Annotated in this window: 22 protein-coding genes; 8 read left to right on the top strand and 14 right to left on the bottom strand. The window is 72.7% G+C overall.

Annotated elements, in window-relative coordinates; all coding sequences use genetic code 11:
* Positions 1 to 54 precede the first annotated feature (54 nt).
* Positions 55 to 1,044, bottom strand: coding sequence for a malate dehydrogenase (locus OG444_RS23745; protein ID WP_327264070.1), 990 nt, complete (start codon positions 1,042 to 1,044; stop codon positions 55 to 57).
* A gap of 195 nt (positions 1,045 to 1,239) precedes the next feature.
* Positions 1,240 to 1,899, bottom strand: a complete 660-nt coding sequence (locus tag OG444_RS23740; RefSeq protein WP_327264069.1) for a short chain dehydrogenase — start codon at positions 1,897 to 1,899, stop codon at positions 1,240 to 1,242.
* Positions 1,900 to 1,970: 71 nt separating this feature from the next.
* Between OG444_RS23740 and OG444_RS23735 the strand changes: the two genes are divergently transcribed.
* Positions 1,971 to 2,861: a LysR family transcriptional regulator gene (locus OG444_RS23735; RefSeq protein WP_327264068.1), complete on the top strand. Its 891-nt coding sequence runs from the start codon at positions 1,971 to 1,973 to the stop codon at positions 2,859 to 2,861.
* On the opposite strand, the gene OG444_RS23730 is transcribed toward OG444_RS23735, so the two are convergent.
* The gene (locus tag OG444_RS23730) at positions 2,848 to 3,426 is read right to left on the bottom strand and encodes a DUF3017 domain-containing protein (RefSeq protein WP_327264067.1); all 579 of its coding nucleotides are present in this window, start codon (positions 3,424 to 3,426) and stop codon (positions 2,848 to 2,850) included. The two genes, OG444_RS23735 and OG444_RS23730, sit on opposite strands and share 14 nt — an antisense overlap.
* Positions 3,416 to 4,276, bottom strand: coding sequence for a bifunctional methylenetetrahydrofolate dehydrogenase/methenyltetrahydrofolate cyclohydrolase (locus OG444_RS23725; protein ID WP_327264066.1), 861 nt, complete (start codon positions 4,274 to 4,276; stop codon positions 3,416 to 3,418). Before OG444_RS23725 ends, OG444_RS23730 begins: the two co-directional genes overlap by 11 nt.
* A gap of 245 nt (positions 4,277 to 4,521) precedes the next feature.
* Between OG444_RS23725 and OG444_RS23720 the strand changes: the two genes are divergently transcribed.
* A complete protein-coding gene (locus OG444_RS23720) occupies positions 4,522 to 5,184 on the top strand; it encodes a hypothetical protein (RefSeq protein WP_327264065.1) in 663 nt (220 codons plus the stop codon).
* An 82-nt stretch (positions 5,185 to 5,266) separates the two neighbouring features.
* On the opposite strand, the gene purH is transcribed toward OG444_RS23720, so the two are convergent.
* Both purH and purN read right to left on the bottom strand, forming a co-directional pair.
* Positions 5,267 to 6,871, bottom strand: coding sequence for a bifunctional phosphoribosylaminoimidazolecarboxamide formyltransferase/IMP cyclohydrolase (purH, locus tag OG444_RS23715; protein ID WP_327264064.1), 1,605 nt, complete (start codon positions 6,869 to 6,871; stop codon positions 5,267 to 5,269).
* A complete protein-coding gene (purN, locus tag OG444_RS23710) occupies positions 6,868 to 7,491 on the bottom strand; it encodes a phosphoribosylglycinamide formyltransferase (protein ID WP_327264063.1) in 624 nt (207 codons plus the stop codon). Before purN ends, purH begins: the two co-directional genes overlap by 4 nt.
* 244 nt (positions 7,492 to 7,735) lie before the next feature.
* On the opposite strand from purN, the gene OG444_RS23705 reads away from it, so the two are divergent.
* Complete coding sequence (locus tag OG444_RS23705) at positions 7,736 to 8,320, top strand: hypothetical protein (RefSeq protein ID WP_327264062.1); 585 nt, start codon at positions 7,736 to 7,738, stop codon at positions 8,318 to 8,320.
* 137 nt (positions 8,321 to 8,457) lie between these two features.
* On the opposite strand, the gene OG444_RS23700 is transcribed toward OG444_RS23705, so the two are convergent.
* The gene (locus tag OG444_RS23700) at positions 8,458 to 9,195 is read right to left on the bottom strand and encodes a VOC family protein (protein ID WP_327264061.1); all 738 of its coding nucleotides are present in this window, start codon (positions 9,193 to 9,195) and stop codon (positions 8,458 to 8,460) included.
* A 242-nt stretch (positions 9,196 to 9,437) separates the two neighbouring features.
* Complete coding sequence (locus OG444_RS23695) at positions 9,438 to 11,081, bottom strand: cell division protein PerM (RefSeq protein WP_327264060.1); 1,644 nt, start codon at positions 11,079 to 11,081, stop codon at positions 9,438 to 9,440.
* Positions 11,082 to 11,200: 119 nt separating this feature from the next.
* On the opposite strand from OG444_RS23695, the gene OG444_RS23690 reads away from it, so the two are divergent.
* A complete protein-coding gene (locus OG444_RS23690; protein ID WP_327264059.1) occupies positions 11,201 to 12,466 on the top strand; it encodes a helix-turn-helix domain-containing protein in 1,266 nt (421 codons plus the stop codon).
* Between the two features lie 85 nt (positions 12,467 to 12,551).
* Here OG444_RS23690 and sucD read toward each other — a convergent pair whose 3' ends face one another.
* The 5 genes from sucD to OG444_RS23665 all read right to left on the bottom strand — a co-directional run bounded on the left by sucD (position 12,552) and on the right by OG444_RS23665 (position 19,634).
* Positions 12,552 to 13,439, bottom strand: a complete 888-nt coding sequence (sucD, locus tag OG444_RS23685; protein WP_189733229.1) for a succinate--CoA ligase subunit alpha — start codon at positions 13,437 to 13,439, stop codon at positions 12,552 to 12,554.
* Positions 13,440 to 13,460: 21 nt separating this feature from the next.
* Entirely contained in the window at positions 13,461 to 14,639 is a 1,179-nt protein-coding gene (sucC, locus tag OG444_RS23680) for an ADP-forming succinate--CoA ligase subunit beta (RefSeq protein ID WP_030389142.1), read from the bottom strand.
* A gap of 280 nt (positions 14,640 to 14,919) precedes the next feature.
* On the bottom strand, positions 14,920 to 16,110 hold the full coding sequence (locus tag OG444_RS23675) for a VWA domain-containing protein (RefSeq protein WP_327264058.1): 1,191 nt from the start codon (positions 16,108 to 16,110) through the stop codon (positions 14,920 to 14,922).
* Between the two features lie 147 nt (positions 16,111 to 16,257).
* Complete coding sequence (locus OG444_RS23670; RefSeq protein ID WP_327264057.1) at positions 16,258 to 18,531, bottom strand: DUF5682 family protein; 2,274 nt, start codon at positions 18,529 to 18,531, stop codon at positions 16,258 to 16,260.
* Entirely contained in the window at positions 18,528 to 19,634 is a 1,107-nt protein-coding gene (locus OG444_RS23665; RefSeq protein WP_327264056.1) for an ATP-binding protein, read from the bottom strand. The genes OG444_RS23670 and OG444_RS23665 overlap by 4 nt, the downstream gene beginning before the upstream one ends.
* A 134-nt stretch (positions 19,635 to 19,768) precedes the next feature.
* Between OG444_RS23665 and OG444_RS23660 the strand changes: the two genes are divergently transcribed.
* The gene (locus OG444_RS23660; RefSeq protein ID WP_327264055.1) at positions 19,769 to 21,112 is read left to right on the top strand and encodes an SWIM zinc finger family protein; all 1,344 of its coding nucleotides are present in this window, start codon (positions 19,769 to 19,771) and stop codon (positions 21,110 to 21,112) included.
* A 264-nt stretch (positions 21,113 to 21,376) separates the two neighbouring features.
* Positions 21,377 to 22,960, top strand: coding sequence for a DUF5691 domain-containing protein (locus tag OG444_RS23655; protein ID WP_327264054.1), 1,584 nt, complete (start codon positions 21,377 to 21,379; stop codon positions 22,958 to 22,960).
* A gap of 165 nt (positions 22,961 to 23,125) precedes the next feature.
* On the opposite strand, the gene OG444_RS23650 is transcribed toward OG444_RS23655, so the two are convergent.
* Positions 23,126 to 23,527 (bottom strand): cobalamin B12-binding domain-containing protein, encoded by a 402-nt coding sequence (locus tag OG444_RS23650; RefSeq protein ID WP_327264053.1) that lies wholly within the window; start codon positions 23,525 to 23,527, stop codon positions 23,126 to 23,128.
* Between the two features lie 192 nt (positions 23,528 to 23,719).
* Here OG444_RS23650 and OG444_RS23645 point away from each other — a divergent pair, with 192 nt between their 5' ends.
* Entirely contained in the window at positions 23,720 to 24,481 is a 762-nt protein-coding gene (locus OG444_RS23645) for an esterase/lipase family protein (protein ID WP_327264052.1), read from the top strand.
* Between the two features lie 220 nt (positions 24,482 to 24,701).
* Positions 24,702 to 26,261, top strand: coding sequence for a M23 family metallopeptidase (locus tag OG444_RS23640; protein ID WP_327264051.1), 1,560 nt, complete (start codon positions 24,702 to 24,704; stop codon positions 26,259 to 26,261).
* Position 26,262: the final 1 nt, after the last annotated feature.

Below are 26,262 nucleotides of genomic sequence, written 5' to 3'. Positions count from 1 at the left end.
CCGGCGCAATGCGCCGGGGCCTTGAGGAAGAACGGATCGGGTCGGGCGACCGGATCAGATCAGGCCGAGCTCACGGACCGCGTCGCGCTCCTCCGACAGCTCCTGCACGGAGGCGTCGATGCGGGTGCGGGAGAACTCGTTGATGTCCAGGCCCTGGACGATCTCGTACTTGCCGTCCTTGCAGGTGACGGGGAAGGAGGAGATCAGACCGGCCGGGACGCCGTAGGAGCCGTCCGACGGGATGCCCATCGAGGTCCAGTCGCCCTCGGCGGTGCCGTTGACCCACGTGTGGACGTGGTCGATGGCGGCGTTGGCGGCCGAGGCGGCCGAGGACGCGCCACGGGCCTCGATGATCGCGGCGCCGCGCTTGGCGACGGTCGGGATGAAGGTGTCGGCCAGCCACAGCTCGTCGTTGACAACCTCGGCGGCGTTCTTGCCGGCGATCTCCGCGTGGAAGATGTCCGGGTACTGGGTCGCCGAGTGGTTGCCCCAGATGGTCAGGCGCTTGATGTCGGAGACGGCGCTGCCGGTCTTGGCGGCCAGCTGCGAGATCGCGCGGTTGTGGTCGAGGCGGGTCATCGCGGTGAAGCGCTCGGCCGGTACGTCCGGGGCCGCGGCCTGCGCGATGAGCGCGTTGGTGTTGGCCGGGTTGCCGACGACGAGGACCTTGATGTCGTCCGCGGCGTGCGCGTTGATGGCCTGGCCCTGCGGCTTGAAGATGCCGCCGTTGGCGGCGAGCAGGTCGCCGCGCTCCATGCCCTTGGTGCGCGGGCGGGCGCCCACGAGCAGCGCGACGTTCGCACCGTCGAAGCCCTGGTTCGGGTCGTCGAAGATGTCGATGCCGGCGAGCAGCGGGAAGGCGCAGTCGTCGAGCTCCATGGCGGTGCCCTCAGCGGCCTTCATGCCCTGGGGGATCTCCAGAAGTCGGAGCTTGACCGGCACGTCCGCGCCGAGCAGGTGACCGGATGCGATGCGGAAGAGCAGCGCGTAGCCGATCTGGCCGGCGGCGCCGGTGACGGTGACATTCACGGGAGTGCGGGTCATGGCCTTCTCCGTTAGACAGCTGGCGGTGGGGCGTCCCTGCCCCATGTGCTGGAGGACGCCGCTCCCCAGTAAATCTTGACGTGAAGAGACATCCGCGGTCAGGCTATCCGACCCGGGACCGGGCTAATCCCCGGGTCCCTGTGGTGCATGGCACACGGAGCACGCGGTTCGAAGGTGCGAACGGCCCCCGGACCGCTATTCGACCAGGAAGATCTGGCCCGTCCGGTGCCCCTCGATCGACTTGACGTAGGCGTTCGCGGCGCGGGCGACCGGCACGGCGTCGAATCCCGCGAACGTGTCCCCGTACGCATCGAGGGACTCCTCGAAGACGGTGGGACTGACGGCGTTGATGCGCTGGCGGCCGGGCAGTTCGATCGCGGCGGCGCGCACGAAGGCCTCGACCGCGCCGTTGACGAGGGAGGCCACCGCGCCGGTGAGCAGCGGCTCGCGCGCCAGGATGCCCGTGACCAGCGTGTACGAGGCGTGCGGGGGCAGGTGCGCGATGCCCTGGCGGACCAGCTCGATCTGGCTGACGGCCTTGCCTTCGAGGCCGTCGCGGATGTCGTCCGTGGTCAGTTCGCCGAGCGGGCGCCACGGCACGCTGCCGGCCGCGCTCGCCACCGCGTCGATCTCACCCACCTGCTGCGCCACTTGCCCGTACATGGCGCGGATGGACTCCGGGTCGGTGATGTCGACGTGGACGTCGGCGCCCGTGCGGGAGGCGGTGACGACCTGGTGTCCGCGCTCGGACAGGGCCGTGCGGACCGCCCGGCCCAGAGTTCCGTGCGCGCCGATCAGTACGACCCTTTTCGTCTTCGTCGTCGGCTGCGCGTTCACGTTCACGTTCGCGTTCATGGCACGAGCATCGCCCTCCCGCCATCGTGAAGTCCAGCTACCTCTCCTACAGCAATCATTAAGATGAACTCATGCTTGATGTGAAGCGCATGGTCATCCTGCGGGACCTGGCGGAGCACACCCGGGTGACCGCCGTCGCCGACCTGCACGGGGTGACCCCCTCCGCCGTCTCCCAGCAACTGCGCGCCCTGGAGGCCGAGGCGGGCGCCGCCCTCGTCGAGCGGGACGGGCGCGGACTGCGGCTCACCCCCGCCGGCGCGGCACTGGCCGCCGCGTGCGAACCGGTGCTCGCCGCCCTGGAGCGGGCCGAGGGCGCGGTGCGCGCCCTCGACACCGAGCTGAGCGGGGAGCTGGCCATCGGCTGCGCCCCGAGCGCAGTGGCCACGGTGGCCGCCCCGCTCCTCTCCGAGCTGGCCCTGCGCCACCCCCGGCTGCGCCCGCGCATCGTGCAGGCCGACCCGGAGGAGGCCCTGCCGCAGCTGCGCCGGCGCCGCCTGGACCTGGCCGTGACCTACGCCTACCCGCTGCTCGGCGCCCCGCCCGCGGCCGGGACCACCGCGGTGCCGCTCTTCGCGGACCCGCTGTGTCTGGCACTGCCCGAGGCACTGCTGCCGGCCTACGAGCGCGACGGACTCGCCGCGCTGAGGGACAGCGCCTGGGTCTCGGCCCCGGCTCCGGGCAGCTGCCGCGAGATGCTGCTGCACGCCTGCCGGAACGCCGGGTTCACCCCGCACATCGCGCACGAGTGCGCGGACCTGCGGTCCGGGCTGTGGCTCGTGTCCACCGGGTATGCCGTGTCGATCCTGCCGAGACTGCTGTGCGACGCCCCGCCGCCCGGCGTCGCCGTACGGGAGCTGCCGGGCCCGGGGCGGACGCTGGACGCACTGGTGCGGGCGGGCACGGAGACCCGGCCGGCCGTCGCGGCCACGCTGGCCGCGCTCACCGCCGTCACCTCACGGTGAAGCGGACCGCGCTCTCCAGGAACGGGATCTCCAGCCACGGATAGGGCTCCATCACCAGCGCGAGCAGGGTGATCGCCACGCCCAGCAGCCCGTACGTGATCAAGTCCGTGAAGCGGGAGCGGACAGCGAGCATCCCCACCGAGGGCAGCACGCGCCGCATCACCGAAGCCGCGATCAGGGCCACGCCGATGAACAGGCAGCCGACCCGCGGCTGCCCGAACGCCGTGATCAGCAGCCCGACCGCGGTCGCGGCGAGCACGCTGAGCATCGGCCACTGACGGGCCGGCGTGGACACGGCGCCGGGGACGGCACGGCCGCTGCCCTCGGGCCGGGCGGTGTCCCGGGTGACCGACGGGAAGCGCCGGGACCTGGCCGCCTCCGCCCCGAGACCGGCAGGACCGGCGGCGTCGGGACCGGCCTGCGCATCGGGACCGGCCTGCGCGGGGGGCACGACGGGCGTGGCGGGTACCACGGGCGTGACGGGTGCGACCGGAACGACGGGGGTGCCGTTCGTCCGGGGCGCGCCGCCGCCCGCGGCGTTCTCCGCGTCCGGTTCAGCCTGCACTGGTCGTCCGTTCCGCCGCCTCGACGACATTGACGAGCAGCTGGGCCCGGGTCATCGGGCCGACCCCGCCCGGGTTCGGCGAGATCCACGCGGCCACCTCGGCCACGCCGGGGTGCACGTCACCGACGATCTTCCCGTCCCCGTCGCGGCTGACGCCCACGTCGAGCACGGCCGCGCCCGGCTTCACGTCCTCCGGCTTGACCAGGTGCGGGACACCGGCCGCCGCGACGATGATGTCCGCCTGGCGCAGCAGCCCGGAGAGGTCGCGCGTACCGGTGTGGCAGAGCGTCACGGTGGCGTTCTCGGACTTGCGGGTCAGCAGCAGGCCGATGGAGCGCCCGACGGTGATCCCGCGTCCGAGGACCACGACGTGCGCGCCGTTGATGGCGACGTCGTGGTGGCGCAGCAGTTCGACGATCCCGTACGGGGTGCAGGGCAGCGGGCCCGGCTCGTTCAGGACCAGCCGGCCCAGCGACATGGGGTGCAGGCCGTCGGCGTCCTTCAGCGGATCCATCAGCTCCAGGACCCGGTTGGTGTCGATGCCCTTGGGGAGCGGGAGTTGGACGATGTAGCCGGTGCAGTGCGGGTCGGCGTTGAGCTCCCGCACGACCGCCTCGATGTCCTCCTGGGAGGCCGTACCGGGCAGTTCGCGCTGGATGGAGGCGATGCCGACCTCGGCGCAGTCCTTGTGCTTGCCGTTGACGTACCAGCGGCTGCCCGGATCGTCACCGACCAGCAGGGTGCCGAGGCCGGGGGTGATGCCCCGGGCCTTCAGGGCCGCCACACGGGCGGTCAGTTCGGACTTGATCGCGGCGGCGGTGGCCTTGCCATCGAGAATCTGGGCAGTCATGACCCCATCCTCCCGGATGAGGTGGCCCTGGTTCCAGTCAAGGTGCTCGCAGGACCACAGGGTTCATTGCACTTGCACAACAAGTGACCGGTCATATGTCAACCGGCTGGACAAGGCATCATCGGTCGGACGACGATGAAACGACTGATGTACCGCGGGCAGTGCCGGGGGGCGGACCGCACCGTGCAGGATACCTCCGCGCTCATTGCCGTGCGTCCCCGCATTTCCACGGAGGAACACCCCAGATGAGTTTCGGCGACCCGCACAATCCGTACGGACAGCAGCCGCAGGGCCAGCCCGGCTACGGCTACCCCCAGCAGGCCCCGCAGGGCGTCCCGCCGCAGGGCGGGTACGCGTACCCGCAGCAGGCACCGCAGGCCTACCCCGGCGCACCCGCCGGCTACCCGGGCGGTCCCGGCGGATACCCCGGCCCCCACATGGAGATGCCCGGCGGCGCGAAGGCGGCCAGGGTCATCCTCTTCATCCTGGGCGGCCTGCAGGGTCTGGCGGGTCTGGTCATCATCGTCATCGGCGCCTTCTTCGGCGCCATCTTCTCCGAGTCCTCCAGCTCCTCGGCGCAGGAGGTGGGAGCGGCCGCCAGCATCGGCTTCGTCATCGGCGGCCTCTTCGTGATCGGACTGGCCCTGTGGCCGTTCCTGACGGCGGTCAAGATGGGCAAGGGCCGCAACGGCGTGCGCGTGTCCGGCATCGTCTACGGCTCGCTGCAGACCCTCTTCGCCGGCCTCGGCCTGCTCGTCAACGTGGCGGCCCTCGGCGCGAGCGAGCAGTCCTCGGGCGGACCCACCGCCATCGTCCTGCTGCCGTCCGTGATCTCCCTCGCCCTCGGCCTCACGATCCTCATCGGCCTCGCGAAGGCTGGGGACTACTTCAAGCGCCCCCAGTACTGACCCGCCGCCGTCCGCAGCACACGGCGAAGGCCGCGACCCGCTGGTGCGGATCGCGGCCTTCGCCGTGTCGGGGAGCCGCGGCTCAGTGGAAGAAGTGCCGGGTGCCGGTGAAGTACATGGTCACGCCCGCCTTCTGCGCGGCCTCGACGACCAGCTCGTCACGGACCGAACCACCCGGCTGGACCACGGCCTTGATGCCCGCGGCCGTCAGGATCTCCAGCCCGTCCGGGAACGGGAAGAAGGCGTCGGAAGCGGCGTACGAGCCCTGCGCGCGCTCGGCGCCCGCCCGCTCGACCGCGAGCTTCGCCGAGTCCACGCGGTTGACCTGGCCCATGCCGACGCCGACCGAGGCGCCGTCCTTGGCGAGCAGGATCGCGTTGGACTTGACGGCCCGGCAGGCCTTCCACGCGAACGCCAGCTCGGCGAGCTCCGCCGGGGACAGGGCGTCGCCGGTGGCGAGCGTCCAGTTCTTCGGGTCGTCGCCCTCGGCCTGGAAGACGTCACTCTGCTGGAGCAGGACGCCGCCCGAAACGGGCTTGAGGTCGCCCGGCTGGTGCGGGGTGCCGTCCACCTTCAGGACGCGGATGTTCTTCTTCTTCGCCAGGACCTCGACCGCGCCGTCCTCGTAGGCGGGGGCGGCGATGACCTCGGTGAAGATCTCCGCGACCTGCTCGGCGAGCTCGACGGTCACCGGGCGGTTGACGGCGATGACGCCGCCGAAGGCCGACAGCGGGTCGCAGGCGTGCGCCTTGCGGTGGGCGGCGGCGACGTCCGCGCCGACCGCGATGCCGCACGGGTTGGCGTGCTTGATGATCGCGACGCAGGGCTCTTCGTGGTCGTAGGCGGCGCGGCGCGCGGCCTCGGTGTCCACGTAGTTGTTGAAGGACATCTCCTTGCCGTGCAGCTGCTCCGCGTTCGCGAGCCCGCCCGGCTGCCCGTCCGTGTAGAGGGCGGCGGCCTGGTGCGGGTTCTCGCCGTAGCGCAGGGTCGACTTGCGCTCCCAGGCGCCGGCCAGGAACTCGGGCAGCGCCGCGGCGTCGTCCTCGGAGGCTTCCGGGGCGTACGCGTTCGTGAACCAGGAGGCCACGGCCACGTCGTAGGCGGCGGTGTGCTGGAAGGCCTCGGCCGCGAGCCGCTTGCGGGCGGTGAGGTCGAAGCCGCCGCCCTGGGCCGCCGCGATGACGTCGGCGTAGCGGGCCGGGCTGGTGACGACCGCGACGGAGGGGTGGTTCTTGGCGGCGGCGCGGACCATCGACGGGCCGCCGATGTCGATCTGCTCCACACACTCGTCCGGGGTGGCACCCGACTGGACGGTCGCCAGGAAGGGGTAGAGGTTGACGATCACCAGGTCGAAGGGCTCGACGCCCAGCTCGGCGAGCTGGTTGCGGTGGTCCTCCAGGCGCAGGTCGGCGAGGATGCCGGCGTGCACGCGCGGGTGCAGGGTCTTGACCCGGCCGTCCAGGCACTCGGGGAAGCCGGTCAGCTCCTCCACCTTGGTGACGGGCACCCCGGTGGCGGCGATCCTCGACGCGGTGGAACCGGTGGAGACGAGCGCGACGCCCGCCTCGTGCAGCCCGCGGGCCAGCTCTTCCAGTCCCGTCTTGTCGTAGACGCTGATGAGCGCACGCCGGATCGGCCGCTGGTTCGTGGTCGGGTCGTTGCTCGCTGCGGTGTCTGCGGCGGTCACTGGATTGTTACCTTTCGTCCCTCAATGCGGTAGCCGTGCCGGGCCAGGCGCCCCACGACATCGACGAGCAACTGGCGCTCGACTTCCTTGATGCGCTCATGGAGAGCGGCTTCGTCGTCCTCGTCCCGGACCTCGACCACACCCTGGGCGATGATCGGACCGGTGTCCACGCCACTGTCCACGAAGTGGACCGTGCAGCCGGTGACCTTCGCGCCGTACGCGAGGGCGTCCCTGACGCCGTGCGCGCCCGGGAAGGCGGGGAGGAGGGCGGGGTGGGTGTTGATGAACCGGCCGCCGAAGCGGTCGATGAACACCTTGCCCACGATCTTCATGAACCCGGCGGACACCACCAGGTCCGGCGCGAACGCGTCGGTCGCCTCGGTGAGGGCGACGTCCCACTCCGCACGGGTCCCGTAGTCCTTGACCGGGCGGACGAAGGTCGGAATCCCGGCCTTCTGCGCCCGCTCCAGGCCTGCGATGTTCTCGCGGTCGGCCCCCACGGCGACGACTTCGGCACCGAAGCCCTCGGATCCGCCGGGGTGGGCGTCGATGGCATCGAGCAGGGCCTGGAGGTTGGTGCCGGAACCGGAGACCAGCACGACCAGGCGGGAGGCGGCCATGGGAGGCCCTTTCTCGCGGAATTGCGGTGTTCGTCTTTGTATGGTCATACGAAACTTCGGGGTACCGATATATGGGGAACCGTACGAAGCCACCGACCGCCTGCAACGATACCGGTACACCGGACAGCCCCCGAGGGACGGGGGGACGACCGGGCGGTAGCGTCAGGCGTACAGGCCGCGAACAGGCCTCACCTCGCCACGGCGTCCTCGCGATGCCCATGACACAGGGGAAGAAACACACCCGATGCCGGACCGCCGTCAGCCCGACTCCCCCACCGACGACAACCCCTTCGCGGCTCCGCCGGAAGGCCGGCCCGACCAGCCGTGGCAGCCGCGCAGCGGTGGAGACGGCGGGAACGGCGACGGCCCGAAGGACTCGGACGGGCAGCGCGGCCCGGCGCGCTGGGACCCGACGGACCCGATCCAGCGCCGCGCCCGTTACGCGCTGCTGGCCGGCATGTGGGGCTTCTTCTTCGGGATCTTCGAGATCCCGTCGGTCGGGCTGCTGCTCGGGGCGCTCGCCCTCTACTGGGGGATCACCGCACTGCGCGGCAAGCCCGCCCCGGCGACCGCCACCGGTGCCCCCGCCGCAACGGGCGGCCTGGACGCCATGGGCGCCGCCGCCCGCCCCCAGCGCACGGCGGCGGTGATCGGCCTGGTCATGGCCTCACTGGCGATCCTGCTGGCGATGAGCTCGTACGCCGTGCAGATCGCCTACAAGGACTTCTACGTCTGCCGCGACGACGCCCTCACCCAGACGGCGCAGCTGCAGTGCAACACCCTCCTCCCGGACAACCTGGTGGGCAGCGTCCTGAAGGTCCGCCAGTAGACCGAAGCCCGGGGGCCCTTGAGGCTCCTGAGGCCCGTGCCGTTGCATCGGCGAAGCCTGTTCGCACCCGCGCCACCGAACGCGGGCCCCGGATGTCGGCCGGCCCCAAGAGGGGCCGGCCAGGGGTTGCTCAGGATTCAGCGAGGCGCCAGGAGGCAGAACTCGTTGCCTTCCGGATCCGCCAGAATCGTCCAGGAGATGGCGGACCGATCGAAGTCGGGGTCGGTGGCGCCCAGGGCGCGCAGCCGGGCCGCCTCTGCGGCCGGATCGTCACCGGCGTAGGGGCGGACGTCGAGGTGGACGCGGTTCCACCCGCTCTTGATGTCGGGAGTGCGGAGGAACTCCAGGTAGGGGCCGACACCCTTGGCGGAGCGCATGGTCGCGTGGTCGTCGGCGACCTCGTGCAGCGTCCAGTCCATCGCCTGGCCCCAGAACCGGGCCATCCCCCGCGGGTCGGCGCAGTCGACCACCACCGCGGCGATCGGCCCGGTGTCCCGGTAGACCGGCCGGGGCTCCAGGACGCAGAACTCGTTGCCTTCCGGGTCGGCCATGACCGTCCAGGGGACGTCGCCCTGCCCCACGTCGGCGAGCGTCGCGCCGAGATCCGTCAAGCGCGCGACCAACTCCGCCTGATGGGCGGTCGAGGTGGTGGCCAGATCGAGGTGCACACGGTTCTTGACCGTTTTGATCTCCGGGCGGGCGATGATGTCGATGCAAACGGCCACGGGGTCGGGGTAGGCAAAGCCCGCGGGTTCGAGGTTGGTCACGCCGGGACCCTCGCTGTCGACCCCCCAGCCGAGTGCCTCCGCCCAGAACCGGCCGAGTGCCGAGTCGTCCTGAGCCTTCATATTGATCTGCACAAGTCGCGTTGCCATGCCGCCGATCCTAAGATCTCCGCCGTCCCGGGCCACCGCGATCGGACATGCGCTCGACCAGGTACTGACTTCGGTCGCCCTTGCCGAAACTTCGGCCCCGCGCTCCCGGCCCCGCATTTCCAGCCCCGCCAGCGTTTGAGGCGCCCCGCGCTCCCGGCCCCGCATTTCCAGCCCCGCCGGCGTTTGAGGCGCGGGGTCCGGGGCGGAGCCCCGGGAACGCCGCCGCGCCTCACTCGGACGGCCTACTCCGGTGGCGGTTTCCGCCGGGCCAGCACCCGCGCCCCCACCACAGGCGGAGCCAACGGCGCTGACACCGGCCCGGCCGGCTTCGCGGGGAGCAGGCCGGGATCCAGATCCAGCCCCGACACCACGGTCACCGCCCGCCGCACCCGCCCCGCCACCGGCGCAGGCGCAGGCACATTCACAGGCACAGGCACCGCCACCGGCACCACCGCGGGCTCCGCCGCAGGCGCGACGGCAGGCGCAACGGCAGACGCAACGGCAGGCGCCACCGCGATGTCCGGGATCAGCGTCCCCGCCGCCTTCCGCATCGCCGCCCACCGGACCTCCCGCACCCCGCTGTCGTGCCAGCCGTCGTCCACCGGATCCTCGCCGTCCGGGGCCGCCGGCCCCATCGCCGGGCGGGTCCGCCACGCGTGCACCGCCACCGCAACCGGCACGGCCAGCGCCCCCGTCCAGGCGAAGGCCGCCGCGCCGGTGGCCCACCACACCGGCCCGAACACGGCCAGCCGCCCCGATCCCATCGGCCCCGCCGCGGCCGCGGCGAGTCCGGCCGTCACCAGCCCGCACACGACCGCGCCCAGGGCCGCGGTGAGTGCGGTCTCCCCGTACGAGACCTCGCGTGCCCGGCGTACCGCGAACCAGCCCACGGCGAGCCCCGCGACCACCGGCACCACGGCGACCGCCCAGGTCAGCGGAGTCCCGGGCCCCTCGGACGGGAGCGCGGCCAGCAACGGGAAACGGGGCAGCCCGGGCGCGCCAGGGAAGCCGAGCGGGGTGGCCGTCGTGTCGGAGCCGAGGGCGAAGCCGGGCCCGAGCGCATAGGCCGCGCCCCAGATCATGGCGTTCGGGATCAGCGTGAGGGCGAGCAGCAGGACGGCGAAGCGGCCTGACCACACGCCGGTCAACGACAGGAACGAGGCCTGGACCTCGGCGCCGTGCCACGCGAGCGAGGCGCCCACGACCAGCGCACCACCGCCCAGGAGCACCAGGGCCCCGCCCGCGCCCGCCCGGAGCGCCAGCGCGTAGCGGGGGCGCACAATGGCCCTCCGTACGCCCCCTGGCACCCAGGACGGCAGCGGACCGAGCGGACGCCCCCGGGCCGCCCACACCCCGCCGGCGGCCGCGAGTACGGCGACCAGCGGGACGTGCCAGGCCGCGCTGATGGGGTCGGCCGACATGGGGCCGCCCGCGGCGTACGCCGTGGCGAGGGCGCCGACGGCGAGGTATCCGCAGAGCACGGCCGAGAACACCGCTCCGGCGGGCAGCACCTCCTCGTCCTCCTCCTCGGCGGCGCTCCCGAGCCGGGCGGCCCGACGGATGAGCAGCACGGGCAGGGCGACGAGGAGCAGGGGCGTCACCCCGACGGGCGCGGGCACGCCGGACAGGGTGTCGTACCGGACCAGCTCGGTCCCGTGGGCGAGCAGCCACAGCCCGGCGGCCAGGTGCAGGGCCCCGCCGGGGCCGCTGTCGGGGTAGGGGGAGCTGATCCACAGCACGATGACGAGCACGGCGAGGAAGCCGAGCCCGAGTCCGGCCGCCACGGCGCCGCCCACGACGCATGCGGCGGCGGCCGGCGAACGGCGCCGCACGCCGGCTCGCGGGGCCGCTGACAACGGGGTCCCGCGTTCGGTCACTTGGGTCACCCCGCCATGGTGCCAACGACACGCGCTATGGGCGGGTAACAGGCGAATGCCCGTGGTGTCGCCCAATATACGTTTATGTACTTTTTCGCCCAGGGCTATCGGTTCGCGGGGAGTGTGGCATGACACGAAGCGTCGAGACGACCTCCTCAGAGGACTCGGAGCTGAGCCTGCCCGCGCCGAAGGAGCGCCGCAGACTGCGCGAGGCGGCGGAACTGACTCACGACGAGGTCGCCGCGGCCGTGGGCGTCACCGCGGCGACGATCCGCTCCTGGGAATCGGGCCGTACGGCCCCCCGCGGGCGCAAGCGCGAGACGTACACGCGCTTCCTGGCCGACCTCGCGGTGCGGCCGGAGCCCGCCGAGTCCAGCGGGCCCGGCGAGGCGGAGGCGGAAGCGGAAGCGGGGGCGGGCGCGGGGGCGAAAGCGAGGGCGGGCGCGGCGAAGGCACCCCCGGCGGACCCACCCGCGGACCCGCCGGCGGAGCCCCCCGGACCTCCCGGAACCGCCGAGCACCCCGCACCCGTGCCCGTACCCGCACCCGTACCGGTCGCGCTCGCCGTCGCCGACGCCGTCGAGGGACCGGCCGACGCCTTCGACGCCCTCTACGCCCACGCCGCCCGCGACCTCGCCCGGCAGGCCTACCTGCTCACCGGCCGCCGGGCGCTCGCCCTGGAGGTCGTCGAGAAGGCCTTCACCCAGGCCTGGGGACGCTGGCCCGAGGTCACCGCCGACCCGGATCCGGTCGGCTGGGTGCGCACGATCGTGTACGAGTACGCACTCTCCCCCTGGCACCGGTTCCGGCGCGCCCACCGCCACCCCGACCAGCCCCCCGCCGAGCCCGCCGACCGGATCCTGCTCGACGCCCTGCTCTCGCTGCCCGCCGTGCACCGCCGTACCGTCCTGCTCTACGACGGCGTCGGCCTCGACCTCCCCGACACCGCCGCCGAGACCGAGGCCACCACCCCCACCGCCGGCAACCGGCTCGTGCGCGCGCACGCCGACCTCGCCGACCGGATCCCCGAACTGGCCGACGTACCGCCGGAGAAGCAGTCCGCGCTGCTGCGCGACCTGCTCACCGCCCTGCAACCGGCGGTCGAGCTCGACCCGCGCCCGGCGGCGGCCGTCCGCGGCGGTGGCGAGCGGCGCACCCGGATGTGGACCCGGGCCACCCTCAGCCTCACGGCGATGATCGCCGTCTCGACCACCTACACGCTCATGACCGCGCCCACCCAGTACGAGCCCCCGCTGGCACCCGGTGAGAGCGTCTCCGGCGTGCCCCCGCTCAGCGGCCCCCAGCAGCCCACCGAGCGGAGCAGACAGCTCCGCGACAAGCTGCTCGCCGACCCGGAGGCCGGACCGGCGCGGATCGCCCCGCGGATCGAATGAGAAACGGGCGTGGCCCGCACCCCCGAGGGGTGCGGGCCACGCCCGTGCACGTGTGCGTCCGTACGTGGATCCGTACGGCGACCGCTTACTTGGCGGCGAGGATCTCGCGCGCCAGCTTGGCGGTCTCGGTCGGCGTCTTGCCGACCTTCACACCGGCGGCCTCGAGGGCCTCCTTCTTGGCCTGCGCGGTGCCGGAGGAGCCGGAGACGATGGCGCCGGCGTGGCCCATGGTCTTGCCCTCGGGGGCGGTGAAGCCCGCGACGTAGCCGACGACCGGCTTGGTGACGTTCTTCGCGATGAAGTCCGCCGCACGCTCCTCGGCGTCGCCGCCGATCTCACCGATCATGACGATCAGCTCGGTGTCCGGGTCGGCCTCGAAGGCCTCCAGGGCGTCGATGTGCGTGGTGCCGATGACCGGGTCGCCACCGATGCCGACGGCGGAGGTGAAGCCGATGTCACGGAGCTCGTACATCATCTGGTAGGTCAGCGTGCCCGACTTGGACACGAGACCGATCTTGCCGGGCTTGGTGATGTCGCCCGGGATGATGCCGGCGTTGGACTGGCCGGGGGTGATCAGACCCGGGCAGTTCGGGCCGATGATCCGGGTCTTGTTGCCCTTGGCGGTCGCGTACGCCCAGAAGGCGGCGGAGTCGTGCACCGCGATGCCCTCGGTGATGACGACGGCGAGCGGGATCTCGGCGTCGATCGCCTCGACCACGGCGGCCTTGGCGAAGGCCGGCGGGACGAAGAGGACGGAGACGTTGGCGCCCGTCTTCTCCATCGCCTCGGCGACGGAGCCGAAGACCGGGACCTCGGTGCCGTCGAAGTCGACGGTCGTGCCGGCCTTGCGCGGGTTCACGCCGCCGACGATGTTGGTGCCGTCAGCCAGCATCAGCTTGGTGTGCTTCATGCCCGTGGCACCGGTCATGCCCTGGACGATGACCTTGCTGTCCTTGTTGAGGAAGATAGCCATGTGAGTCTTTGACCTCTGCCCTTACTTCGCAGCCGCGAGCTCGGCGGCCTTGTCGGCCGCGCCGTCCATGGTGTCCACGCGCTGGACCAGCGGGTGGTTGGCGTCCGAGAGGATCTTGCGACCCAGCTCGGCGTTGTTGCCGTCGAGACGGACGACCAGCGGCTTGGTGACCGCCTCGCCCTTGTCCGCGAGCAGCTGCAGCGCCTGGACGATGCCGTTGGCGACCTCGTCGCACGCGGTGATGCCGCCGAAGACGTTGACGAAGACGGACTTGACGTCCGGGTCGCCGAGGATGATCTCGAGACCGTTGGCCATGACGGCGGCGGAGGCGCCACCGCCGATGTCCAGGAAGTTGGCGGGCTTGACGCCACCGTGGTTCTCGCCGGCGTAGGCGACGACGTCGAGGGTGCTCATGACGAGACCCGCGCCGTTGCCGATGATGCCGACCTCACCGTCGAGCTTGACGTAGTTGAGGTTCTTCGCCTTGGCGGCGGCCTCGAGCGGGTTCGCGGCCGCGTGGTCCACGAACTCCTCGTGACCCGGCTGGCGGAACTCGGCGTTCTCGTCGAGCGAGACCTTGCCGTCGAGCGCGATGACGTCGCCGTTGGCGACCTTCGCGAGCGGGTTGACCTCGACGAGGAGCGCATCCTCGGCGATGAAGGTCGCCCACAGGGTGACGAGGACCTCGGCGACCTTCTCGGCGACCTCGGCCGGGAACTGCGCCAGGGCGACGATCTCGCGGGCCTTCTCGATGGTCACGCCCTCGTTGGCGTTCACCGGGACCTTGGCGAGCTTCTCCGGGGTCTCCTCGGCGACCTGCTCGATGTCCATGCCGCCCGCGACGGACGCCATGGCGAGGAAGGTGCGGTTGGTCCGGTCGAGGAGGTACGAGACGTAGTACTCCTCGAGGATCTCGGGGGCCGTCTCGGCGATCATCACCTTGTGGACCGTGTGGCCCTTGATGTCCATGCCGAGGATGTCCGTCGCCCGGGCGACGGCCTCGTCCGGGGTGGCGGCCAGCTTCACGCCGCCGGCCTTGCCGCGGCCGCCGACCTTCACCTGCGCCTTGACGACCGACTTGCCGCCCAGCCGCTCGGTGGCCTCGCGAGCCGCCTCAGGCGTGTCGATGACTTCACCGGCCAGCACCGGTACACCGTGCTTGGCGAAGAGGTCCCTCGCCTGGTACTCGAACAGGTCCACGCGCGTCCGTCCCTTGTCTTTTTAAAGATTCGCAGTGATTCGCGGTTGTCTGCTATCTGCGTGGGCGTGCCGCGGAGGGCAACGTGACGGCGCTGTCACAAGGAAGGCGCACACGGTGACCGTGGACGCGGCATGTCCGTCCCGCAGGTTATCCCCGAGGGCCGTTGGTCCCTAAATCGCAGATCACACCTGAGCGGTGATACCTGTCACAGATCGCCTCACGGTTGAACTGGAAGTTCGTGTGATTCACCCATTCACGGGACGGGACGGGACGGGGCCGTCAAGGGGTCGGCAGAGGGCGCTTCTCCAGGGCCGCGGCCATCACCTCCGGGAAGAGGTCGGGAGTACAGGCGAAGGCCGGAGCCCCGAGCGCCGCAAGGGCTGCGGCGTGCTCGCGGTCGTAGGCCGGGGCGCCCTCGTCGGACAGCGCCAGCAGGGTCACGAACTCGACGCCCGCCCCCTTCATCGCGGCGACCCTCTTCAGCATCTCGTTGCGTATGCCGCCCTCGTAGAGGTCGCTGATCAGGACGACGACGGTGTCCGCGGGCCGGGTGATCTTCGACTGGCAGTAGGCGAGGGCGCGGTTGATGTCGGTGCCACCGCCCAATTGGGTGCCGAAGAGGACGTCGACCGGGTCGTCGAGCTGGTCGGTCAGGTCGACGACCGCCGTGTCGAAGACGACCAGACGGGTGGCGATCGAGCGCATGGAGGCGAGGACCGCGCCGAATACGGAGGCGTAGACGACGGAGGCCGCCATCGAGCCCGACTGGTCGATGCAGAGGATCACCTCCTTCTTCACGGATTGCGCCGCCCGGCCGTAACCGATCAGCCGCTCGGGTACGACGGTGCGGTACTCGGGCAGGTAGTTCTTGAGGTTGGCCCGGATGGTGCGGTTCCAGTCGATGTCGTGGTGACGGGGACGACTGATCCGCGCGGAGCGGTCGAGGGCGCCGGTGAGGGTGGCCCGGGTACGGGTCGCCAGCCGCTTCTCCAGCTGTTCGACCACCTTGCGGACCACGGCCCGCGCCGTCTCCCTCGTCGTCTCGGGCATCGCCTTGTTCAGGGAGAGCAGGGTGCCGACCAGGTGCACGTCGGGCTCGACGGCCTCCAGCATCTCCGGCTCCAGCAACAGGGTGGACAGGCCGAGCCGCTCGATGGCGTCGCGCTGCATGACCTGGACCACGGAGCTCGGGAAGTACGTACGGATGTCCCCGAGCCAGCGGGCCACATTCGGCGCGGAGCCGCCGAGCCCGGCCGACCGCGCCCCCGAGGTCCGGCGCGAGCCCGCCTCACCGCCCCCGCCGTACAGCGCGCCGAGCGCGGCGTCCATCGCCGCGTCCCGCCCGGTCAGCGCGCAGCCGGTCCCGTCGGCCTCTCCCCCGCCGAGCACCATCCGCCACCGCCGCAACCGCTCGCCTCCGGCGGGATCGGCGGTGTACCGCTCCCCCGAACTCACGTCCGTACCGTTCATGTTCCTGTCCCCCTGCACTTTGTCGTGTCGACACATCCATCCGCCCGGCCGAAATCAGCCCCGCCGGCGTGTGAGGCGCTCTTTCAGCCCCGCCGACGTGTGAGGCGCGGGGGTCCGGGGGCAGCGCCCCCGCAACGGCGCCGCACCTCACCCGGCGAGCAGCATCCGCACCAGCCCCACCACCGCGTCCGCCCGGACCGGGTCCAGCTCCGGAGCGAAGCCCTCGGGTGCCGCGGCCCCCAAGGTCGCGGCGGCGAAGCCGCCCGGGCCACGTCGCACCAGCTCTCCCAGGGTCCGCTTCACGCCCGGCTCGTACGCCCCGAACGTCCTCCGCAGCAGCGGGAGTACGTCGGTGAACGCCCGCTCCGGCACCCCCACCAGCCAGGTGTCGATGAGCCCCAGCAGCCGGTCGTCGTGGACCAGCAGCGTCCCCCCGCCCGAACTCCCGCCCGCGAAGCCCTCGATCCAGCCGGCCGCGTCCGCCGGGGAGGCCGCCGGGGACAGGGCGAGCCCCATCAGCCGGGCCGTCTCCTCGGGCGGCAGCCGCCCGTCGTCGAGGAGCAGCCGGGCCGCCCGGCCGCGGATCAGGCCCGGCACGGTGTCCCGGTCGGCCAGCGTTGCGAGCACCGCGGACCAGCGCTCCCGCAGCCCTTCGTCGGCATCCGCGAGCAGGCCGACCGCCCCGTGCACCCCGTCCACGTGACCGCGCATCTCCGCGGCCGCGTCGGCGTCCAGTCCGGCCGTGCAGGCCGAGGGCAGGGCCACGCATATCCGCTCGGCGAGCCCGGCCGCCACGACCGCGAGGGCCGTCGCGTCGGTGCCGCGCACGTCCCCGTACCGCAGGGAGCGGGCGAGCGCCGGCAGGGCCTTGGCGAGCCGCGCCACGTCGGTGTCGAGCGCGGCCCGGTCCGCGAGGGCCCGCAGTACGGCGGGCAGTGCCTGCGTGAGCCCGGCCAGCAGGCACTGTTCGGCCAGGGCCGTCACCTCGCCGAGCTCACCGGCCCCGGCTGCGTCGGCCTCGGCCTTGGCGGTGGCCGCCGCCAGGACGGTCGTTCCCCATATCCCGGCCTCGGCGATCCGCACCGACAGCTCCGGTTCCCACCGCAGCCGCCAGGTCTCCCGGAAGGTTCCGGTGCCGGCCCGGGAGGCCACCGGGGTGCCCCAGCCGATGCCGAGGAGGCGGAGCCGGTGCAGCAGCAGGGACTTCGCCGTGTCGGTGTCCTTGCGCAGGTCGAGTTCCAGCTCGCGGTCCTGCGCCTCGGCCTTGAGCCGCAGCGTGCGCTGCTGCCGGGTCAGGTCCCGCTGCAGGGGTACGACGGGGGCCCCGTCCGGGACCTCGCCGAGCACGTCGCCGACGACGAGCCGGTCCTCGATCAGTGCGAGCGGTATGTCGGAGCCGTCGCACATGACCGCCCGGACCGCTTCCAGGGTCTCCGTCAGGCCGGGCAGCGGCCTGCCGCGCATCGCGGCCAGGGTCTCGGCCAGCCGGACCGCCTCGATGACGTGCGCCGAGGAGACCTGCCGGTCCTCCTCGCGCAGCAGTCCGGCGACCTTGGTCAGCCACCGCTCCACGGGCCGGTCCGGCGCGGTGAAGAGGTGGGCGTACCAGCCGGGCGAGGTGATGCCCGCGCCGTACCCGCCGGCCCGGGCGAGCCTGCGGTGCGTCCAGGGCACCCAGGTGGTCTCCACCTTGACCTTGGGCAGGCCGGTCAGCAGCGCCTTGTCGGCGGCCACGGTGGTCCTGGCGCGCAGCGCCGGGACGTGCCAGGCCCCGCAGACCACGGCGTAGGCCTCGCCGAACTCCCGGCGGGCGGCCCGCATCCGCTGCCGCATGTATGCCTCGCGGACCAGGTCGCGGTGGTGGCCGCCGTCGCCGTACGCCTCGCGCAGGGCTCCCATGGCCTCCCCGAGCGCCTCGAAGGCGCCGAGCACGTCCTCCCGTCCGCCCCCGGTGCCGCGGTGCTCGACCACGTCCTCCCACCAGCGCTCGGGATCGTCGTACCCGGCGGTCTCGGCCAGCACGGCCAGGGGGTCCAGGCGGACGGCGTCCGGCTCCTCGCCCTCCGGCCGGTCCGCTCCGTCGGCGAGCGAGTGCGCCGCCGGGAGGTCGATGAACCGGACCGGGACGTCGTGCTCCTGGGCCCAGCGGATGGCCGCCCACTCGGGCGAGAACCCGGCCAGCGGCCAGAAGGCGGCCCGCCCGGGGTCGTCCGCCGCGTGCGCGAGGAGCGCGACGGGCGGCCGCATCCCCTGGTCCGCGGCGAGCGGAAGCAGTGCGTCCCCCTCGGGCGGGCCCTCGATCAGCACCGCCTCGGGCCGGGCCTCCTCCAGGGCCGCCCGGACGGCACGGGCCGAGCCTGGCCCGTGGTGCCGTACGCCCAGGAGCAGCGGTCCCCGGGCGCGTGCGGCGGCCGGGCTCATACGGTCACCTCCCGGCAGGCCCGGTAGAAGTCCTTCCAGCCGTCGCGCTCGCGGACGACGGTCTCCAGGTACTCCTGCCAGACCACCTTGTCGGCGGCCGGGTCGCGGACCACGGCGCCGAGGATCCCGGCGGCCACGTCGGAGGAGCGCAGCACGCCGTCCCCGAAGTGGGCGGCCAGGGCCAGGCCGCCGGTGACGACGGAGATGGCCTCGGCGGTGGAGAGCGTGCCGCTGGGGGACTTCACCTTCGTACGGCCGTCGCCGGTGACGCCGTCGCGCAGCTCGCGGAAGACGGTGACGACCCGGCGGATCTCCTCCAGGCCTTCGGGCGCGGCCGGCAGGTCGAGGGCGCGGCCCATCTGGTCGACGCGGCGGGCGACGATGTCGACCTCGGCGTCGGCGGTGGCGGGCAGTGGCAGCACCACGGTGTTGAAGCGGCGGCGCAGCGCGCTGGAGAGCTCGTTGACCCCGCGGTCGCGGTCGTTGGCGGTGGCGATGAGGTTGAAGCCGCGCACGGCCTGCACCTCTTCGCCGAGCTCCGGTATCGGGAGGGTCTTCTCGGACAGGACGGTGATGAGGGTGTCCTGGACGTCGGCGGGGATGCGGGTGAGCTCCTCGACGCGGGCGGTCATGCCGTCGGCCATGGCGCGCATGACGGGGCTGGGGACGAGCGCCTCGCGGCTGGGGCCGTGGGCGAGCAGCCGGGCGTAGTTCCAGCCGTACCGGATGGCTTCCTCGGGGGTGCCCGCGGTGCCCTGGACGAGGAGGGTGGAGTCTCCGCTGACGGCGGCGGCGAGGTGTTCGGACACCCAGGTCTTGGCGGTGCCGGGGACACCGAGCAGGAGCAGGGCGCGGTCGGTCGCCAGGGTGGTGACGGCGACCTCGACGATGCGGCGCGGCCCGACGTACTTGGGTGTGATCACCGTGCCGTCGTCGAGCGTGCCGCCGAGCAGGTACGTGGCGACGGCCCAGGGCGAGAGCTTCCAGCGGGTCGGGCGGGGCCGGTCGTCGGCGGCCGCCAGGGCTTTCAGTTCGTCCGCGAAGGCGTCCTCGGCGTGCGGTCGCAGTGCCTCTGCCGGCTGTTCGTTCCCGTGCATGGTCATGGTCCCCCTCCAAAGCTCGGCAGCCGCTTCCGACTGCTGCATCCAAGGTGCACCACGCCACTGACAACGGACCTTTCTCATAGCGTTGTTGCAGGTCAGAGTGATTGTCAGTGGCGGTCTCTACGGTGGTTCACATGACTGATCAGGGGGACCGCTGGACAGCGGAACAGGTACTGGATCTGGCTCCTGACGATGCCTCGCGCAAGGCGGGGGGCAGACTCGGCGGGGCAGGGCCGTGGTTGCAGATCGGAGGTTCCGCTTCCGGTTCGGTATGGGGGTTGTGCAAGGGCAGCGGGAGCAATCCGTACCGCACGGTCGTGGACCTGACGGGCCCGGCCTACAAGTGCTCCTGTCCGAGCCGGAAGTTCCCCTGCAAGCACGCGCTGGGGCTGTTGCTGCTCTGGTCGGCGGAGGGGGTCGGCGAGCCGGGAGAGGCGCCGGAGTGGGCCGCGCAATGGCTGGCGGACCGGGCGGCCAAGGCAGCGCGGCCCGTTGCCGGGAGGGGCGCACCGGTCGACGAGGAGGCGGCCCGCAAGCGTGCCGAGCGGCGGGCGGCGCGGATCGGCGCGGGCGTCACCGAGCTGGAACAGCGGCTGGCCGATCTGCTCCGCGGCGGCCTCGCGGGCCAGGAGCAGGCGGGATACGCGGGATGGGAGGAGACGGCGGCCCGCATGGTCGATGCGCAGGCGCCCGGACTGGCCGCCCGGGTAAGGGAGTTGGGGACGATACCCAGTTGCGGCCCCGGCTGGCCCGCCCGGATGCTGGAGGAGGCGGCGCTGCTGCACCTGCTCGACCGGGGGTGGCTGGGGGTGGCCGGGCTGCCGGAAGAGCTGGCGGCGACGGTGCGCAGCCGCGTGGGACTGCCGGCCTCCGGGGAGGGGGAGGCCGTACGGGACCGCTGGCTGGTGCTCGCCCAGTACGACACGGTGTCGCCGGACGGCCGGCTCACCACCCGCCGGATATGGCTGCGCGGGCTGGCGGGCGGGCGGCCCGCGCTGGTCCTGGACTTCGGTCCGCCGGGGCGGCCGCCGGGGCTGGCCATGCCGGTGGGGCTGGTGCTGGAGGCGGAGATGCGCTTCCGGCCCGGGTCGGCGGGGCTGCGGGCGGACCTCGGTGAGAGGTTCGCGGCGGCCGTGCCGTGCGCGGAGGTGCCGGCCGGGGTGAGCACGGAGGCGGCGCTCGAGGCGTACGGGACGGCACTGCGGGAGGACCCGTGGCTGGAGTCCTGGCCTGTGGTGCTCGGGCCGGTGGTGCCGATACCGGGAGAGCTCGGCTGGCAACTGGCGGACGCGGAGGGCGACTCCGCCCTGCCGGTGCCCCTCACCGGGGGCGGCAGCCGCTCCCGCGGGGGGCTGTGGCAGCTGGCCGCGTTGTCGGGCGGGGCTCCGGTGACGGTGTTCGGCGAGTGCGGCCACCGCGGCTTCACCCCGCTGACGGCCTGGCATCCGGACTCGGCCGAGCCGGTCGCCCTGGGCTGAGCGGGCGCGGAAGCGAAGCCTGAAGAACAACATCGCAGGGGGCCTGGGGGGTCCTGTGCCGTCCCGCCGGGGCGGCGAGGAGACGTGCGGCGCCGGGGGCGCCGTACACGCAACGACGAGAAGCCGGGGGGCTTGCCATGAACGACAACCACGCCAGCTGAATCAGGCGGACGAGAAGACCGCGGGCTCCGGTCCCGTGGAGGGGACGGGACCGGAGCACAGGACGCGACGAAGACGACCGGCGAGCGACGAGGGAGGGGCCCGATGAACAAGGCCGACGAGGGGTACGGGGAGTGGGAGGAGCTGGTCGCCGCCGCGCTGCTGGGCACCGACCGGCGCCGGGGCGGGGGCCCGGCGGGCTCCGCGGAGGCGCTCCTGGACGCGGCGGCCGTGCACGCCGTACGACGCCGGGCAGGGCTGCGGCCGGCCGGGGCGGGCACGCGCCCGGAGCCCGCACCGCGGGATCCGCGGCCGGCGCCGCCGAAGGCCGCGGGCCACCGGCTCGCGCAGTTGCTGGCCGGCCGCAGCGGCGCGGTCAACGGCGGCGGCCGGCGCGGAACCGCCCCGGATCTGACGGAGCTGCTGCCGCAGTGGCTGGCCGCGGCCGCGCGGTACGGCTACCGCTCGCCGAGCGCGCTCGTACCGGCACTGCTGGACGCTGCCCGGGCCCGTACGGACCTGCGGCCGCAGGCACTGGCCCTGGCCGGGACGCGGGGGCTGTGGCTGGCGCGGATGAATCCCGACTGGCGGTTCGCCCTGCGCGGCGGGGCGGGCGGCGCCGGGGAACTGCCGGACGTGACGGACCGGGCGGGGGTGGAACGACTGTGGCAGGAGGGGCTGTTCGCGGAGCGGGTCGCCCTGCTCGGGGCCGTACGGGCGCACGAGGCGGCGGCCGCGCCGCGACTGCTGATGACGACCTGGGCCACCGAACGGGCCGAGGACCGGCTGATGTTCCTCGATTCGCTGAGGGCCGGTCTGTCGGACGGGGACGAGCCCTTCCTGGAGGCGGCGCTGGGCGACCGCAGCCGCAATGTCCGCGCCACGGCCGCCGAGCTGCTGTCGGCACTGCCGAGCTCGGCGCTGGCGGGGAGGATGGCGGAGCGTGCGCTGGCCTGCGTAGGACCGGAGGGGGTGACCCCGCCGGCCGAGTGCGACGGAGGGATGCTCCGCGACGGGGTGGTCAAGCGGCCGCCGGCCGGACGCGGGGAACGGGCCTGGTGGCTCGGCCAGTTGGTGGAGGCGGCCCCGCTGTCGTGCTGGCGGGAGCGGTTCGGGGGGCTCGGCCCGGCGGAGATAGTGGCGCTGCCCGTGGCCTCGGGCGACGGCTGGACGGAGGAGCTGCACGCGGCATGGTGCCGGGCCGCGGTGCGCCAGCGCGACGCTCCGTGGTCGCGGGCCCTGCTCGGCCCGGCGTCCGCACCGCCCGCGGCGGGTCCCGGCACGGCCTCGCTCGCGGAGCGGGCCAAACTGCTGGAGACCCTGCCGGACGCGGAACGGGCGCAATGGGTCGCGGAGTTCATAGCGGCCCACGGGCTGTCGGAGGCGTTCCAGCTGCTCGGGGTGTGCGTGGTGCCGTGGGCGGGCGCACTGGGCCGGGCGGTCGTGGACGCGCTGGACACCGCCCGGGACGCGGGCAGCTACCCGTGGAGCTTCAGCGGGGTGATGGGTCTGGCGGAGCGCTGCCTCGACCCCGCGGAAGCGGGCCGGCTGGAGGCCCTGACCACGGCCGCGGAGGACCTGCCGGACGCGGTTCCCGGCGCGGCCGCGTACTGGGCGGAGGCCTTCCAGCGACTGGTGGCCACCCTCCGGCTCCGCGCGGCGATGCTCGCGGAGCTGACCCCGGCCTAGGTCCTGGGGCAGGGCAGGTGCAGGGCAGTGCCTGCGCCGCAGGAGCCCGGAGCCGGGAGCCCGGAGCCGGGGCTGCCCCGCGAACCGCGCCCGCCGATCGCCGATCGCCGGCGGGGCCGGATCGGCACGCGGTGCACGGTGCCCCGACCCCGCGGGCCGGGGCGGCTACTGCCGGACGTTGCCGCGTACCCACTCCACGATGGCGGTCGTCGTCGCACCGGGGGTGAAGATCTCGGCCACGCCCTTCTCCTTCAGGGGCGCGATGTCGTCCTCCGGAATGATGCCGCCGCCGAAGACCTTGATGTCCTCCGCGTCGCGCTCCTTGAGGAGTTCCAGCACGCGCGCGAAGAGCGTGTTGTGGGCGCCGGAGAGGATCGAGAGGCCGATCGCGTCGGCGTCCTCCTGAATGGCGGTGTCCACGATCTGCTCGGGGGTCTGGTGGAGGCCGGTGTAGATGACCTCCATACCCGCGTCCCGCAGCGCCCGCGCGATCACCTTGGCCCCGCGGTCGTGGCCGTCGAGACCCGGCTTGGCCACCACCACACGGATCGGACCGGTCACACCCATCGCACTGCCTCCCGAGTGAACGAACGTTAAGTACAGCATCGCGCACGCCGCCGTTTCGCGGTCAATCACGAGGGGGAAATCACACGTGGGACGGCATTGCGCCACCGTGCCGACAGCCGCACGGCACGGTGGCGCGACGGCCGGAGTCCCCCCAAGGCTCAGGGGAGGCCGTCGATGGGGCTGTCCATACCCATGTCCATACCCTTGTCCGGCGCCGCGCTGCGGGCCGGCGCGCTCGAGGTGATGGTGCTCGGCGGGCACCTTCTGCTGTACCCCACCGGAGTGTGCCAGGAGAAGGTCGCCGCCCGCCCGCCCGCGACACGGCCGCCCGTGCTCCTCCTTCACGGTTTCACCGACAACCGGTCCGTCTTCGTCCTGCTCCGCCGCACCCTCGGGGCGGGGGGCCGGCACGTGGAGGCGTACAACTACTCGCCCTTCACGCTCGACCTGCGCGTCACGGCCCGCCATCTCGCCCGGCGTGTCGAGGAGCTGTGCGAGCGCACCGGACAGGAGCGGGTGGATCTGGTCGGGCACAGCCTGGGCGGGCTGGTCGGCCGGTACTTCGTGCAGCGACTCGGCGGCGACGCCCGCGTCCGCACCCTCGTCACCCTCGGCACCCCACACTCCGGCACGCGGGTCGCCCCCTTCATGGACGCGCACCCGCTGGTGCGGCAGATGCGACCGGACTCCGAGGTGCTGGCCGAGCTGGCCGAGCCCGCGCCCGGCTGCGCCACCCGGTGCGTGGCGTTCTGGAGCGAGTTCGACGCGCTGATGACCCCGGTCGGGTCCGCACGGATCGAACATCCGGACCTGTGTGTGGAAAATGTGCAGGTCACCGGCATCGGACATCTCGCCCTGCCCACCCACCCCGCCGTCATCGCGGCAGTCCGGCGCGCCCTGGAAGGACCCGGTTTGGCCGCCGTCACAGGGGCGGACGCCGCTTCCGTCGCCTAGCCGTCGAGCGACGAGTAGTCGAACTAATTTCGAACTCAAGGCCAAGGGTGCGTCTTTCGGCGACCGAAAGACGGTCGAATGCCCGGTTCCGGAGATCTGGAGCCCCGGCGAAGATTGTCGTTGCGAGTAACCGCCGGGTACAGTCACGCCACTGCTCTCCTCCGGTGAACCTTGAGTTCCCGGCCACCCAGGCCCCACTGCCGAGGCGAAAGAGAAGTTGGTGAACGACCGCCCCTCGTCGGGCCAGTACCCGGATCCCGGGTATGACGGCCTTTCCACCACCGCTTTCGCTGGTGACTCGACCTACGTTTCCTATGAAACGCAGGGCCAGGGGGTCAATTACGCCGCCTACGGTTCTTACGAAACCGGCGCGTACGACACCACGGCATGGACCTCGCAGGACCCTTATCTGTCCACGATCCCGGCCCAGGCCGCCCCCGAGGACACCACCGGGACCTGGGACGCGAGCGCCTGGAACACGCCGGGCACGGACTACTCCGGTTACGCCGGGTACCAGCAGCAGCCCTCCTTCGGCTACGACACCTCCGGCGAGCAGACCGGGCACTGGGCGATGCCCGGCTACGGCACCACCGGCACCGAGACCGGCGCCTACGACGCCACCGCCTGGAACACCGTCGCCGAGGCCCCGGCCCAGCCCGAGCCCGCCTACGGGTACGAGTACCAGCCCGCCGCGCCCGCGCAGCAGGAGTACACGTACGAAGCGACCTCCGTCGGCTACGCCTACGAGGCGGCCCCGGTCGGCACCTACAGCGAGACGGCCGTCTTCGAGGTGCTCTCCGACGAGACGCCCCGGGCCCAAGAACTGCACGAAGGCCACGGGCTGCACGAGGCCCACGACCCGGCTGAGGCCAACGACCTGCACGAGGCGCACGAGCTGCCCGAGGTCCACGCACTTCAGGAGGTCCACGACCTCCCCACCCAGGCCATGCCGGTGACCGCGGCCGCTCCGCGCACCGCGCGCCGGACCGCCACCAAGGCGAACGGCAAGGCCGGCACCGGCGCCAGGGCGGGCGGCAACAGCCGTCGCCGCAACCCGGCGAAGCGTTCCGCCATGCTGACCGTGGCCGTGCCCTCCGCCTGCGTGATGGGAGTCGCGGGCGTCGCGGCCGCCTCCGTCGGCGGCCTGACCGGCACCGACCGGCCCGCCGAGGACACCACCACGATGGCCGCGCCCGACCCGGCCTCGGTGAAGCCGGTCGCCGCGAACACCAAGCTCGACACCCAACTGGTCGCGCTCAGCGCCGACGCGGGCGACTTCGCGGACCGCGCGAGCCGCACGCAGGAGCGCATCGACCTGCGCGAGCGCCAGGAAGAGGAAAAGAAGAAGAAGGCGGAGGAGGCCGCGGCCAAGGAGGCCGCCCGCCCCAAGTTCGCCGTCCCCGTCTCGCAGCAGGGCCTCAGCGCCAACTTCGGCCAGTCCGGCGGCATGTGGATGTCGGTGCACACCGGCATCGACTTCCCGGTCTCCTACGGAACCCCGGTCATGGCGGCCACCGACGGCACCGTGCGCACCCAGTACAACAGCGCCTACGGGAACATGGCCATAGTGACCGCGCCCGACGGCACCGAGACCTGGTACTGCCACCTCAGCTCCACCAAGATCCGCGGCGGCAAGGTCAAGGCGGGCGATGTCATCGCCTACTCCGGCAACTCCGGCAACTCCACCGGCCCGCACCTGCACTTCGAGGTCCGGCCCGGCGGCGGGTCTGCGATCGACCCCCTTGCGTGGCTCCGCAGCCACGGCCTCGACCCGCGCTGAC

It is taken from the genome of Streptomyces sp. NBC_01232 (assembly GCF_035989885.1).
Classification (GTDB): Bacteria; Actinomycetota; Actinomycetes; order Streptomycetales; family Streptomycetaceae; genus Streptomyces.
The sequence above is the reverse complement of the archived record's forward strand: the minus strand, read 5'-3'. Positions and strand labels throughout refer to the sequence as shown.

Bases quoted from the DNA above. Each gene is read 5' to 3' on its own strand.
- OG444_RS23745 (WP_327264070.1), bottom strand. From the start codon at position 1,044: ATGACCCGCACTCCCGTGAATGTCACCGTCACCGGCGCCGCCGGCCAG.
- OG444_RS23740 (WP_327264069.1), bottom strand. From the start codon at position 1,899: ATGAACGCGAACGTGAACGTGAACGCGCAGCCGACGACGAAGACGAAA.
- OG444_RS23735 (WP_327264068.1), top strand. From the start codon at position 1,971: ATGCTTGATGTGAAGCGCATGGTCATCCTGCGGGACCTGGCGGAGCAC.
- OG444_RS23725 (WP_327264066.1), bottom strand. From the start codon at position 4,276: ATGACTGCCCAGATTCTCGATGGCAAGGCCACCGCCGCCGCGATCAAG.
- OG444_RS23720 (WP_327264065.1), top strand. From the start codon at position 4,522: ATGAGTTTCGGCGACCCGCACAATCCGTACGGACAGCAGCCGCAGGGC.
- purN (WP_327264063.1), bottom strand. From the start codon at position 7,491: ATGGCCGCCTCCCGCCTGGTCGTGCTGGTCTCCGGTTCCGGCACCAAC.
- OG444_RS23705 (WP_327264062.1), top strand. From the start codon at position 7,736: ATGCCGGACCGCCGTCAGCCCGACTCCCCCACCGACGACAACCCCTTC.
- OG444_RS23700 (WP_327264061.1), bottom strand. From the start codon at position 9,195: ATGGCAACGCGACTTGTGCAGATCAATATGAAGGCTCAGGACGACTCG.
- OG444_RS23690 (WP_327264059.1), top strand. From the start codon at position 11,201: ATGACACGAAGCGTCGAGACGACCTCCTCAGAGGACTCGGAGCTGAGC.
- sucD (WP_189733229.1), bottom strand. From the start codon at position 13,439: ATGGCTATCTTCCTCAACAAGGACAGCAAGGTCATCGTCCAGGGCATG.
- OG444_RS23675 (WP_327264058.1), bottom strand. From the start codon at position 16,110: ATGAACGGTACGGACGTGAGTTCGGGGGAGCGGTACACCGCCGATCCC.
- OG444_RS23670 (WP_327264057.1), bottom strand. From the start codon at position 18,531: ATGAGCCCGGCCGCCGCACGCGCCCGGGGACCGCTGCTCCTGGGCGTA.
- OG444_RS23665 (WP_327264056.1), bottom strand. From the start codon at position 19,634: ATGACCATGCACGGGAACGAACAGCCGGCAGAGGCACTGCGACCGCAC.
- OG444_RS23660 (WP_327264055.1), top strand. From the start codon at position 19,769: ATGACTGATCAGGGGGACCGCTGGACAGCGGAACAGGTACTGGATCTG.
- OG444_RS23655 (WP_327264054.1), top strand. From the start codon at position 21,377: ATGAACAAGGCCGACGAGGGGTACGGGGAGTGGGAGGAGCTGGTCGCC.
- OG444_RS23650 (WP_327264053.1), bottom strand. From the start codon at position 23,527: ATGGGTGTGACCGGTCCGATCCGTGTGGTGGTGGCCAAGCCGGGTCTC.
- OG444_RS23645 (WP_327264052.1), top strand. From the start codon at position 23,720: ATGTCCATACCCTTGTCCGGCGCCGCGCTGCGGGCCGGCGCGCTCGAG.